10 protein-coding genes are annotated in these 12,519 nt (G+C 35.8%); 2 read left to right on the top strand and 8 right to left on the bottom strand.

The genetic code is table 11. The annotated features are described in order from the left end of the window. Positions 1–4: 4 nt before the first annotated feature. Positions 5–691: a YdcF family protein gene (locus tag QP953_RS14320; protein WP_309551472.1), complete on the bottom strand. Its 687-nt coding sequence runs from the start codon at positions 689–691 to the stop codon at positions 5–7. A 235-nt stretch (positions 692–926) separates the two neighbouring features. Between QP953_RS14320 and QP953_RS14315 the strand changes: the two genes are divergently transcribed. Both QP953_RS14315 and QP953_RS14310 read left to right on the top strand, forming a co-directional pair. Next, positions 927–2,456 carry a WG repeat-containing protein gene (locus QP953_RS14315; RefSeq protein ID WP_063833169.1) on the top strand — a complete coding sequence of 510 codons (1,530 nt, stop codon included), beginning with the start codon at positions 927–929 and terminating at the stop codon, positions 2,454–2,456. Between the two features lie 192 nt (positions 2,457–2,648). Next, positions 2,649–3,665 carry a Rieske 2Fe-2S domain-containing protein gene (locus tag QP953_RS14310; RefSeq protein WP_052598928.1) on the top strand — a complete coding sequence of 339 codons (1,017 nt, stop codon included), beginning with the start codon at positions 2,649–2,651 and terminating at the stop codon, positions 3,663–3,665. 658 nt (positions 3,666–4,323) lie between these two features. Here QP953_RS14310 and QP953_RS14305 read toward each other — a convergent pair. The 7 genes from QP953_RS14305 to QP953_RS14275 form a co-directional block, all read right to left on the bottom strand. Then, positions 4,324–5,004 (bottom strand): DUF4386 domain-containing protein, encoded by a 681-nt coding sequence (locus QP953_RS14305; RefSeq protein ID WP_309551470.1) that lies wholly within the window; start codon positions 5,002–5,004, stop codon positions 4,324–4,326. A gap of 182 nt (positions 5,005–5,186) precedes the next feature. Then, positions 5,187–5,960, bottom strand: coding sequence for a helix-turn-helix domain-containing protein (locus QP953_RS14300; RefSeq protein ID WP_309551469.1), 774 nt, complete (start codon positions 5,958–5,960; stop codon positions 5,187–5,189). A 211-nt stretch (positions 5,961–6,171) separates the two neighbouring features. Continuing rightward, on the bottom strand, positions 6,172–7,284 hold the full coding sequence (locus QP953_RS14295; protein ID WP_309551468.1) for a glycosyltransferase family 2 protein: 1,113 nt from the start codon (positions 7,282–7,284) through the stop codon (positions 6,172–6,174). Beyond that, on the bottom strand, positions 7,281–8,228 hold the full coding sequence (locus tag QP953_RS14290) for a bifunctional riboflavin kinase/FAD synthetase (protein WP_309551467.1): 948 nt from the start codon (positions 8,226–8,228) through the stop codon (positions 7,281–7,283). The genes QP953_RS14295 and QP953_RS14290 overlap by 4 nt, the downstream gene beginning before the upstream one ends. Before the next feature lie 74 nt (positions 8,229–8,302). After that, a complete protein-coding gene (locus QP953_RS14285) occupies positions 8,303–8,776 on the bottom strand; it encodes a GNAT family N-acetyltransferase (RefSeq protein ID WP_309551466.1) in 474 nt (157 codons plus the stop codon). 209 nt (positions 8,777–8,985) lie between these two features. Further along, the gene (locus QP953_RS14280) at positions 8,986–9,585 is read right to left on the bottom strand and encodes an SH3 domain-containing protein (RefSeq protein WP_309551465.1); all 600 of its coding nucleotides are present in this window, start codon (positions 9,583–9,585) and stop codon (positions 8,986–8,988) included. 395 nt (positions 9,586–9,980) lie between these two features. Further along, positions 9,981–12,125 carry a von Willebrand factor type A domain-containing protein gene (locus tag QP953_RS14275; RefSeq protein WP_309551464.1) on the bottom strand — a complete coding sequence of 715 codons (2,145 nt, stop codon included), beginning with the start codon at positions 12,123–12,125 and terminating at the stop codon, positions 9,981–9,983. Between the last annotated feature and the right edge of the window lie 394 nt (positions 12,126–12,519).

Here is a 12,519-nt window from a genome sequence, read left to right as displayed (position 1 = left end):
ACATTTATTTATTTTTTTTGCTCTTAGGATCATCCCCTTCTTCATACTCTATAAATTTCCCCATTGTTCCTTGAAAACGAATAAAGCCATTTTCACGTTCGGTAATTGATTTAAAATCATCTACATAAGCTGTACTAGGATCTATTGCTGGTGTAACCAAATCTATTTTGCTTAGCGTATCAAATACAATTGGTAGAAAACCAATATCATGTAATTTGATTTTATTAGCAAACCCTCTCAAAAAAGAACCTTGGAAAGGATCTGTTGCCAAAGCTACCTTTTTTAAGTTGTTATCTTTGGCAATTCGATAAGAGTAGTAAAGGTTTTCTGAACTATGCTCTGCCCTTTCTTCTGTATAAATATGCGCTGTATCTACGCCCAATTGTTCGGCATACAAAGCCATAATTTTGGCTTCTACGTAAGGGGAATAAACCGCACTCCCAGAGAAAATAATATTTTTAGTTGTTCCCTGATTATACAAGTAAACAGCCCAATGCACTCTCATTTTCATAATCTCACTCCACTCGTCATTTTCAAAAGGTACTCCTGGAACAATAATCGCATCGTAAGGACCGTGTACGCCATACCGTTCAAAACTACGCCTTGCACTCCTATTAATACAAGAACTTACTATTATAGCTAAGACACCCAGTATCGCTATTTTTTTCATTATATTTGTTAACTGATTCATTATTTTCTAATTTTAAAAAACGGACAATTTACTTTGGCTAATATGCCTTTAAAAATGGCGTATATTGTTGCTTCATTTTGTTACATACAAACGGATAAATAACTCACAGACAACATACTCTACGATCCAGATAAAACATTGTTTAGTATATAGAAGAGAAAAAGCCGAAAAAAGTTTGATGAAATTTAGAAAAATTTAAAAATTCTTCCGTTTACCCTATTATAAATCAACACCAATGCACTTAAAAGCTACCTATACCTTAAATATTTTCATTGCTTATCACCCCAAAGATCAAGTACAATTTGAGGAATTGCTCCATAACCTAGAAGGCCTAGACAAAAAAAATGCAGGTTATGTAGTCAATAAGGTTTGGTATGATGGAACAGATTTATCAGAGTCTGGGCGAGCAAGTATCCGTGAATTGACAGAAGCCGCTGATTTGGTCTTGTTACTTATGAGTGACAATTCTATTTTATCTCCCTTTTTTATCTCCCAAGAACTACGAGAAACACTACAACAGCACGATAATGAACAAAGTATTGTTGTCCCTATTATATTAAATACTTGTTGGTGGGAAGATACAGTATTCAGAAATTTGGATGTCTTACCTAGAGCAGGGCTCCCCATTTATGATAGTTCTAATATCAAAAATGAATTATTTGATCAAGTCGTTCAAGAACTAGATCGAAAGTTAGAAAAAGTACGCCAACGCAAAGAAGAATTAGAAGAAACATTTAAATCAAAAATTACAGAAGCCGAAGCTATTTTTAACAATTGGCAAAAGCGCCCAGGGCGCTTGCGTGCCGCTTTACCGCTTTACAAAGAAGCCGTTAAATTATGGAGAGAAGGGTTTGCCCCTGATATAAAAATCATTGAGGCTCATGTAGATATTTGCCATCGAGAAATAGATTTTCGTCATTACTCCAAAGCCGCTCACGAAGCCTACAAAAATCAAGATTATCAAACTTGCTTTTTTAATTGTAAAGATGCTTTAGATTTAAGAGATGATGCCGTCATTCGTCGTTTGTACAATAAGGTTAAAAACTATTTGGATGAAATTGAATTAAAGGAAAAGCGAGCGCCTTTTGAAGCACACTTAACACAAGGACACGAATATTTTTTGGCGCTTATGTGGAAAAAGGCAAAAGAGCAGTATACTTTGGCCTTAGAGCATTACCAACCTAATTTTATGCCTGAACGAAAAATCATTGAGCGCAAAATTAAGATTTGTGAACGAGAAGCGATACTAGAATTCGCACTGTCAGAAGCTACTAGGCTTTACAGTATTCAAAATTATCAACGAATGGCGCATGTCTTAATCGATAGCATTCAAACCATTAATCACGAAGCACTTTATCGCATTGAGCATGCAACCAAACTTATTGGCTACTTGCAACATGTAGAGCCTTTTTTGGATAAAAAAACAGATAAATGGGGATTTGTCAATAACAAAACGCACAATATTATTATCGCTCCTAAATATACTGCTGCCTATAACTTTAGTGAGAATTTGGCTGGTGTAAAAAAATGGGAACGATGGGGTTTTATTGATATTGAAGGAAATGAAGTCATTCCTTTCTTATACAACTACGTTAGTCATTTCCAAAATGGTATTGCCCAAGTTATTAAAAATGGTGAGACCTATTGCATCAATCACAAAGGAGAACGAGTAGAGGCAGATGTTTATCAAGTAGAAGTTCCCATTGATACGCCTGATGATGAAATTCCTAAGCTACTTCCTCCTGATTTGGATGGGATTTTATAACTCAACTTTAAAGTCCTTTATTGCTATCCTTGCCATTGTTATATTTCACAACTTTTTGAGTACAACACACCTATTATTAACCAAAAAAATAAACTATTCGCTTGAACAAGTGATTTAAATTCATTATTTTATTTTTTGTTAGGTAAATAGGCGGCGCTAACTCAACATTATTAATAGCACTAATAAAAAACAATGGCATCAAAAGAACGTGTTTTACCTCCATTTCCCAATGGCTGGTATGTAGTTGAAATATCAAAAAAATTAAAAAAGGGACAGATACACACTAAAAAATTCATGGGGCAAGATGTTGTTGTCTTTCGCACTCAAAGTGGCGAGGCTTGCATAATGGACGCATATTGTCCACACATGGGGGCGCACTTTGGTTTTGGGGGCGATGTTCAAGGGGAATGCATTCGTTGCCCTTTCCATAGTTTTGAGTTTGACACCAAAGGAAATTGTACCAAAACAGGCTATGGCACCAAACCTCCCTCTAAAGCAAAAGCGAATATTTTCCCAATCAATGAAATCAATGGAGTCATTTTGGCATACTATGACTCTGAAGGAAAACCTCCTCATTGGCAGGTTCCTCAAATTGACCTAGAAGGCTGGATGCCTTTTGAGTGGGTAGAATGGGAATTGCGCAGCCATCCACAAGAAACAAGTGAAAATAGTGTTGATGTGGGGCATTTTTCTGAAATCCACGGTTACAACAAAGTATCTATTCTTGAGGAGCCTTTTGCCGAAGGTCCTTATCTATCCGCGAAGTATGGCATGGAGCGACATAGTTTCTTGGGCAAACACTTCAAGCCTATTCAAATAGAATTTACTCCTCATGTTCATGGTTTAGGTTTCTCTTTTGTAGAAGCCAAAACAAGTCCTTATGGACTAGAAACAAGGCATTTTGTCTTGCCAACACCTACCGACGGGGATCGTATCATTCTTAGAATTGCTTCTTCTCTAAAAAAAATCACACAGCCTGGTCGCATCAATCCATTGCTCAATCTTGTCCCCAAATCCTTGCTTAGCTATATCATTTCCAAACAAGTCATTCGAGAATACAAAAATGATGTTTATCAGGATTTCAAAATTTGGGAAAATAAGAAGTATATTATTCGTACGCCTTTAGCTCCTGGTGATGGTCCTATTGGATTTTATCGCCTTTGGGCTAGACAATTTTATAATGAGCCAACCGCAGATGTATTAAGTTAGCTTCAACTATTTTATCCACTTAACAATCAAAATATCAATTTAAAACCAAACTAAAATCAAAAGATGTAGGTTAGTGAGCAAAGAAAGCAACTAGGTTAAAGAAATAACAGAACTTATTACCTTGTATATTCGTTGTATCAAATATTCATAACGACTTTGCCAGCTCAAATACATGTACAATCTTATATTAGACGAACATCATCCGCCCTCACAAGGCAAGGTGTATAGATTCATAGAACGATCCTTACTCTCCACTAGATGTAAAAAGGTTTTAATTTATACACATGCTATCGTCTATCTATTGCTATTATACTTACTTTTAAAAATAGAGCTATTGCTGTTGTTGTTTCCTACTATCTATGTCAACATACTCTTTTTATCCCTATTAGATACTCTAACCAATAACAACAGAAATGGCAAAACAACACTCATTAATTTAAAACGCAGAACAATTGAATTCTATCGTTATCAATATCCTCAATCATTCGATTATGCCAAATTAAAGGTATTTATCAAGCACAAACATCTAAAAATAGTAGCCCAACAGAACTTCTTTGTTTCTTCCTATTATTACGGTTCCTTGAATAAAATTTTTCCATCATCGGATAGCTTTCTTGAACAGTTAGAAAAAAATGGCGCTACAATAATAAATGCCTCTTTAGTTCGCTTTTCGTTCCTCCAATCCTTTTACAATCAACCAAATACTCAAAACTATTTCTTGAAAAACCAAAGGAAGACTCAGCATAACAAACGAAGTGGAGATGACATCTATTTGAGAAAATAGAATTAGAAAGCTAGCTAACATGGCCAATAAATTGCCAACCAGCCCCCATATAGACAACCATTTGGGAACTAAATGCGCTTTGTAGAAAATAAAATACATCAACAAGTTCCCTAAACCAGTTGCTAACATAACGCCTAAATGATTGGTCAAATCTCGCCCTAACTTCAGCATACCTCCAAGTTGATCAAAAGATAAGCCATTGGTTACTTCTGTTTTTATAAACTCTTGGCTTAACAGGACAAACACAGGCAACAATATAATGCCTATTAATTGAAATACGCCTGCTACAAATCGAAACCCTACAAATCCCAATGCTAAATTCTCTTTGTAATTCTTTAAAATGGGATAAAGCAACAAAGCGAACCCTATGTATATTGGCACCAAAAAGAATTGAAATAAAGCTCCCCAGAGTACTTGGTTTTTGTGTAGATAAGCTTGCCGAAGGTAGTCTTCGCCCTCTACAGCAGGTACAACACTTAAAATACCTGATACAATTCCCAAAAGAATCAAGCTACCTGCTATGATGGATACTTTTCTGTCTGATTTTATTAACATACCTTTTTTTGAATTGAAGTTTAGCTGTATTACGCCTCTCTCGTTACTCCGTTAAAAATCGCGTTAAATTAATTATCAACAGATTAGTTCATGAGCTTTATAACACAACATAAAATTGTTTTTTAAATACAATTCAAAGGTAGGTGGAATAAAAAATCCTTAATTGTAAAAAATGGACATTCTTATTTATGCTCCTCTCCTATTTTCCAAAATGCAGTTGGGTTATATCCTGTAAATGCTTTAAAATCATGTATAAAATGTGCTTGATCATAATACCCATTGGCATAGGCGACATCGGTTAGATTGGAGGTATTGGAGTAGCTTTGTAAAACCGATTCGAAGCGTATAATTCTTGAATACATTTTAGGGCTGAACCCTGCAAATGCTCTAAAGCGTCTTGCAAATTGTTTTTGCGACAAACAAAAGTCATTGGCGAGCTCATTAACTTTAATAATTCCGTTTGATGCTTTTATTTTTTTTATGGCTCCTATAATTATTTTGTCCTCCATTTGCTGTTTTCTTACCGCAGCAATAAAATAATCTGATAGTATTTTAATACGGTGTTCGGTGGTTAGAGCAGTGGCTATTTTTTCATTTAAAACCCTTCCTTCATATCCCCAAAATGTATCTAAAGCAATAAATTCCTCATTTAATTCTGACGACGGCATCTTAAAAACAGTAGGTATTGCATAAGAATAAAAGGCAACGCCTAGTAAATGATAAAATCCTTGTACAGGCAATTTATTCGGCAAACTAGTATGTCCTTGTACCACTGAAAACAATAAGTTGGAGTGTTGACGATGAGAACTAAAGGCAAAAGTGATTTCAGTCAAACTATTCGCAACAATATAGTAGGTCTCATTAGGTGGCTGTTCTAGAACATTCCAAGTTCCAACCCAAAAATGACTAATGACATTCCTAAGTTCTTGAGGAGGTAATATGATCCGATAGTCCATTTTTTACTGTATTTGATACTAATTATAATAATTAGTAGTTAGCTACGCTGCTACTTCGTGGTCGTTGATTAGCTTCGCTGCTACTGCGTGGTACTTCGTGAGCGCTGCGCTTTTAGTTAGCAGCGCAGCTAACTATTGAATAATCAAAATCGCTATAAAGCTATCAATGAGTTGTTACATAATTGTCTAACTTAACTTATACACTCAACCACTACAATTCCAAGTCATTAAAAGTCTGTTTACCTTTTACAAAATGCTGCCAAACAATGCTTTTGGGATACACACCTGTTTTTCGGTAAGTAGCTTGTTGTTCATAAGCATATTTTTTTACCGTTTCAGCAGTGCTTTTTCGCTTTTGTTTGTTCTTTCCATACTGAGCAAAAAACGACCAATGGGCTCGAATAATAGCCTTGATATTGGCAAATTCGCCATTCATCAAAAAACGACAGCCAGCAATAGCATCCAATAATAATCGAATGAAAACAATTTTATACGCTTGGTTGCCTGTTTCATTTTTAAAAATAGTCGATAAACTATTCCTAAAGTTCAAAAATGCTTTTTGAGGGCTATGTTGTGGCAATGTCCCTCCGCCTACATGCCAAACAACAGACTGAGGACAAACCATGACTTTGTAATTGGCACGTTTTAATCGCCAACACAAATCAATCTCTTCCATGTGCGCTTTGTAATCCGCATCAAATCCACCCAAGTTGTGAAACAATTCTTTTCGAATAAACAAGGCGGCACCTGTCGCCCAAAATACTTCTTGAATATCATCGTATTGTCCTCTATCCTCTTCCACTTTGGTAAAAATTCTTCCTCGACAAAATGGATAACCCCACTTATCAATATAGCCTCCAGAAGCTCCTGCATGTTCAAATAAATAAGGTTCTGCAACCATACGAACTTTGGGTTGACAAGCCCCTATTTGCGCATCATTTTCCATTAGGTTAATAATGGGCTGAATCCAATCTGAAGCAACTTTTACGTCTGAGTTCAAGAGAATATAATAATCGGCATCGACATACGGCAAAGCTTTGTTGTATCCTCCTGCAAACCAATAATTTTCCTCCAATTCAATTAAATATCTTGGAAAATCATGGTCTTGTTGGCTTTTATCGGTGTGTGGCTGAAAGCCTTCACTTTTCAAGTAAGCAACAGAATCATCGGTAGAATGATTATCAACAACATACAATTCTAAGTTGGCATAATCAGAGGCATAAACAGAAGGCAAAAATTGAGCTAAATAATCATCTTTCATGCCATTGTAATTCAAAATCACAATAGCTACTTTAGGGAGCTCTGTTAAGGGACTTAACGTCATAGTTTTATTTTTTTTCTAGCTTCAAATACCTTCAAAGCAGCTTTTTTATCTTCTGTTAATTGATTTTTTAATGCTTCCAATGTCGAAAACTTAGCATCCCCACGCAGATATTCAATAAAATCTATCTTTAATTCCTCTCCATAAATATCCTGATTAAAATCAAAGATGTTTACTTCTATGGTTTGCTTCAAATTATTGTCAATAGTTGGTCTATTCCCTATATACAACATTCCTTCGTAACGGCGGTCATAATCTACTTCAACAGCATAAATCCCTTCTGGAGGAATCAATTTGAATGGGTTCGCAACTTCTATGTTGGCCGTAGGATAACCAATTGTATTTCCTATTTGCAATCCTTTTACAACCGTTCCTCTAAGCCCATAGGGATGTCCTAATAAACATTCCGCTTGATGCACGTTTCCTTCTAACAAGGCTTTTCTTACTTTAGTAGAACTAACTGCTATATCAGCAACCTCTTGTTTAGATATTTCAACGACTCGAAAGTTGTATTTGCTTTCAAACTTTTTTAAATAAGAAATGTCTCCAACACGATTTTGACCAAACTTATGATCATAACCAATCGCTATAATTTGGGGATTAAAGTGTTTCACCAAAAAATCTTGAATATAGGCATCAGGGCTTTGACTCGCAAACTCCTTAGAAAAAGGCACAACGACCAATACATCAACGGCACACTGTTCCAACAAATTGGCTTTCTCTTCGAGCGTATTCAAGAGTTTTAAGTTATCTTGCCGCTTTCCAACTACAAATCTAGGATGTGGATCAAAGGTAATTAGAATAGACTCACCATCAATTGACCTTGCCAAATCATTAATTTGTTGAATAATTTGTTGATGCCCAACGTGTACACCATCAAAAGAACCTATTGTTAAAACTGCATTTTTGAATGCTGGTAAATTATTTAAATCTTTATATATTCTCATTCTTATTTCCCATTACTTCGTAAAAACACCTTTAACAATTGTATGAGTAATAATTACGAAGCAAGCGTTTTAATTTATAATAACAACTCATAAGCTTGGTCACAACGAGCCACCATATGATCTGATTCAAATCGTTGAAATCCGTTTTTCTTATACAAACCAATTGCCTCTTTTAAGACACTAGCCGTATCCAATTCGACTCGTTGGAATCCTAATATTTTTGCTTTTTCTAATAATAATGTCAACATCCATTGTCCCAATCCTTTGCCTCTGTGCTCCGAACGCAAATACATTTTTCGCAATTCCAAGCTTCGACCATCCAAAGGATAGATTCCTCCTGTTCCAACAACAACACCATTTTGATCTAAAATAACGACAAAATACCCACCTCGCTCAAAATAATGCTTTTCTACATCGTCCAAGCAAAAATCAATAGCTCCTGGCTTTAGTCCATACTCTTCCAACACATCAAATACCAATTGCTTCATCTCTTTGGTATAATGATTTGTTGCTGGTATTAATCGATATGTTCCTCGTTTTTTTTCCACTTGCGTTTAATAGAAGATCATTAGTTTGTTTTAAGTAAAAGGTCCGAAAAAATAAGAACAAAAAATGAGATTATTGTTTTGCTAATCAAAGAAGAAAAAGGAAGGCTTAGCGAGCTAAGACAAGTTTTTCTGATGAAGAGTAGCGCAAAAAAAGGCTGCTTTAGTTGCGCTGCTACTGCGTGGTACTTGTTATTTTTTTGAACGATTACTTAATTTCCTGATGTGTTGGTACTCGTTGGCACAGGATAAAATTGAAGATAAGCTCCAAATGCCCATCCAACTTGCCCTGCTTTATTTTTAACCTTAATCCAAGGAGCTGTCCTTACCTCGTCTGGAGATACACGCAGTTTTTCTAATACCGTACGCTCCCCCAAATCAATCACTTCCTCACCATACATTAAATAAGTGACCAATTCGCCCCCCAAATTTGGCGCTTGTCGCACTCTCAAACTATCTGTAATAACATATAATTTTCGACCACCTCCATTGTTGGCAACAACATTGGTCGTTGGTGTTGCAGCCCCATTATTATCGTTATCAGATCCTGAAAATGAACTTCCATTGTCATCTCTTGGCTCTGGTTCTGATCTATGATTTTCTGTTGTAGAATCGACCACTTCTTCTGTTACAACAGGACCTTGAGGCGTTTCTACAGCAGGCTCTTTCCCACATTTAGATATTCCATACAACAAAAATGCGACACAAAACAAACCTATCCCTAATAGTTCCATGTTATTTAGTTTACCTTTAGAACTTTTTTGCGGTTTTGTTTCTTCTTCTTTGCGTCTACGTGGTCTATTTGATGCCATAATTTGCTATTTTCTACAAACAATAATGATTATCACGAATAGATATTCTGTTTTTTCTTTACATCACTTCGTAAAAAATCGTATCAATTTGATTATCAATAGAGTAATTTTTCACCATTTAACTCCTTAAAGAATTAATAATCAAACTCTCGTAGAGGTTATACGTCTTTCGATGATACAGGTAAAACAAAAAATGCTATATCGAACCCCACAACTCCATTCGTGATAATCGTTAATAGTATTATAAATTTCAATGTGCGAATATACTGAAAATTCAACGCATGTTAGAATCACGTGTCAATTTTATTTTGCTCAACAATATATAGAAAATAAGAAAGCCATCTTAGAAAAATCTAAGATGACTTCATAACGAACCATAACCAATAAAACGCTTTTTATTTTTGTTTGTTAGCTTGTGCTGACATAGACGATACATTTTTGACCATACGGATAAACTCCTGGCGATAACCTTCCTTATCGGCTCCTTTCGCTCCTTGAGCTAAGGACAACACGTTCTCATAAGTCAAATCATTCGAAAACTTAGATGCTCTCAACAACATACCAAACCCCGCTACTGAAGTTGCAAATCTAAAGTTTTCGGAAGCTTCGGCAATAGGCTTGATGTCTTTTGGGACAGGCAACGCCATTAAAACACTTTTTGTTCCTTTTGGTTCTTTATAACGCAATTTAATAGTCATTAAATCTTTGCTGCTATGCGCTAAACTCGTCGCTTTATTTTTTTGATAAATCAATGCATCTACTTTTTTCTCTCTTTTGCTCTCCTTATAATTATCTGCCAAAACAATTTCGTACAAAGCCGTCACTGTATGACCTGCTCCTAACTCACCAGCATCTTTGGCATCATTATTAAAATCCTCTTTATTCAACAAACGATTTTCATACCCAACCAGTCGATAAGATTTAACTTCTACAGGATTAAATTCGATTTGAAGTTTGACATCTTTTGCAATCGTATAGAGTGTTCCTCCCATTTCTTTGACTAACGTTTTTTTAGCCTCCTTTATATTATCAATATATGCATAATTACCATTTCCTTTGTCTGCCAAGACCTCCATTCTATTGTCTTTGTAATTTCCCATGCCATATCCTAACACGGTCAAAAAGATATTGTCTTTTCTCTTTTCTACGATGAGCTTTTCCAAATCAGTTGTAGAAGAAGCCCCTACGTTAAAATCGCCGTCTGTTGCAATGATTACGCGATTATTGCCATCGGCTACTAAGTTTTTCTTAGCAATTTTATAAGCCAATTCGATTCCTGCGCCTCCTGCGGTAGAACCCCCTGCTTCTAATTTATCCAAAGCCTCTAATAATTTATTTTTGTCACTAGTAGATGCCTGAATCAGCCCCGCAGCTCCTGCATACACCACCAAAGCCATTTTATCTTTAGCTCTCATATTGTTAATGAGCAGTTTCAGAGACTCTTTTAGCAACGGTAATTTATTGGCATAAGACATAGATCCAGAAACATCTATCAAAAACACCAAATTACTAATAGGCGCTTTTTCCAAATCAATTTTCTTTCCTTGCAGACCAATCTGCACCAATTTTGCCTCTTTGTTCCAAGGGCAATCCGATACTTCTGTATGAACACGAAAAGGATGCTCGTCTTTAGGTTGTTCATAATCATAATTAAAATAATTAATCATTTCTTCTATCCTAATCGCATCTTTAGGTGGTGGTTGCATCTGATTTAAATGGCGGCGAATATTGGCATAAGAAGCTCGATCCACATCAATGGAAAAAGTTGACAGCGCTTCATCACGTACCGCTATGTACTCATTTTCTACAAAAGAACCATACTCCTCGTTACTTGGTTTTTCTACAGAAGCAATGCCTTTGGATGACGTCGTTTGATCTTCTTTTGCGGTTGCCATTGAACCCGCAGCTCCAAATGTAGGGCATCCCAACTTTCTATTCCTTGCTCTTTTTCCTCTTCGTTTTCCACCTTTTCGGGCTTTAGGGGCTGGTGAGCCATCCACAAAAATCAGGTTACTATGCGCTCTTGAACCAGCTCTTGAAATCCCCTTTCCTTTGCTTTTCTGATGTACGCCTGCTGTTGTTGATATAATATTTGATATATTTCTTGTGGGTATATTTTTAATATCTTCTGCCCCCAATACCTGACCACCAGAAGTAGCACTCTGCTCAATCAATGGAATTCGATAAGCTCTTACAACCACTTCTTCTACATTAACCCCTTCTTCCATTTCTACATCAAAAGTAACGACCTGTCCTAATTTGATAACAATATTTTCTATTTTCACTGATGGATACCCCACATAGGATACTGTCAAATCATACGTATCTGCTTCAATATTCGAGAAGTTATAATTGCCATCAAAATCTGTCTGCCGACCTGCAATTAAACTATCGTCCTTTTCTAAAAGCACAGAAGCAAAAGGCAAACCTTCATCATTGGTTACGTCAATTACTTTCCCTTGCAATGTTCCTGTTGTTTGCCCATAACTCGTTATTACAATAACAAAAAACAAGATGCTAAAAATAAAATATTTACTCATGGTTTATTCTGTTTAAAGGTGTGAAGGAATTCATTTAGTTATTAGTACATAGTAGTTCGTTGATTAGTTCGCTACGCTCATGAGGGCGCAAGCTTAGTTTTTTACTTTTTTACCAAAAAGATAAAAAAGCACATTTATATTAGTTTGATAATCAAAATTTTAACACAAAACACAACAAAGACATAACTTGTTGACTATCAAACTAATAAAGTTTTTCAACGAACTATTGAGCACAAACGCAATCACTCAAAAAATGATCAAATTTGTCTATACAGATAGGATAAGTTGGTAAGAAGCTCAGTTTATTGATTGTCAATAGTTCGTTGAAACCACGAAGTAGCAACCTAGCTAACTACTAATTGTGCAAAGTGGTGTATTATAATCGTGCATGAAA

Source organism: Aureispira sp. CCB-E, from assembly GCF_031326345.1.
Taxonomy (GTDB): domain Bacteria; phylum Bacteroidota; class Bacteroidia; order Chitinophagales; family Saprospiraceae; genus Aureispira.
This window is presented reverse-complemented; position numbering and strand designations above follow the sequence as displayed.

What these genes read in the sequence shown, in the direction of transcription:
- QP953_RS14320 (WP_309551472.1), bottom strand. Translation starts at nt 691, where the DNA reads ATGAATCAGTTAACAAATATAATGAAAAAAATAGCGATACTGGGTGTC.
- QP953_RS14315 (WP_063833169.1), top strand. Translation starts at nt 927, where the DNA reads ATGCACTTAAAAGCTACCTATACCTTAAATATTTTCATTGCTTATCAC.
- QP953_RS14310 (WP_052598928.1), top strand. Translation starts at nt 2,649, where the DNA reads ATGGCATCAAAAGAACGTGTTTTACCTCCATTTCCCAATGGCTGGTAT.
- QP953_RS14305 (WP_309551470.1), bottom strand. Translation starts at nt 5,004, where the DNA reads ATGTTAATAAAATCAGACAGAAAAGTATCCATCATAGCAGGTAGCTTG.
- QP953_RS14300 (WP_309551469.1), bottom strand. Translation starts at nt 5,960, where the DNA reads ATGGACTATCGGATCATATTACCTCCTCAAGAACTTAGGAATGTCATT.
- QP953_RS14295 (WP_309551468.1), bottom strand. Translation starts at nt 7,284, where the DNA reads ATGACGTTAAGTCCCTTAACAGAGCTCCCTAAAGTAGCTATTGTGATT.
- QP953_RS14290 (WP_309551467.1), bottom strand. Translation starts at nt 8,228, where the DNA reads ATGAGAATATATAAAGATTTAAATAATTTACCAGCATTCAAAAATGCA.
- QP953_RS14280 (WP_309551465.1), bottom strand. Translation starts at nt 9,585, where the DNA reads ATGGCATCAAATAGACCACGTAGACGCAAAGAAGAAGAAACAAAACCG.
- QP953_RS14275 (WP_309551464.1), bottom strand. Translation starts at nt 12,125, where the DNA reads ATGAGTAAATATTTTATTTTTAGCATCTTGTTTTTTGTTATTGTAATA.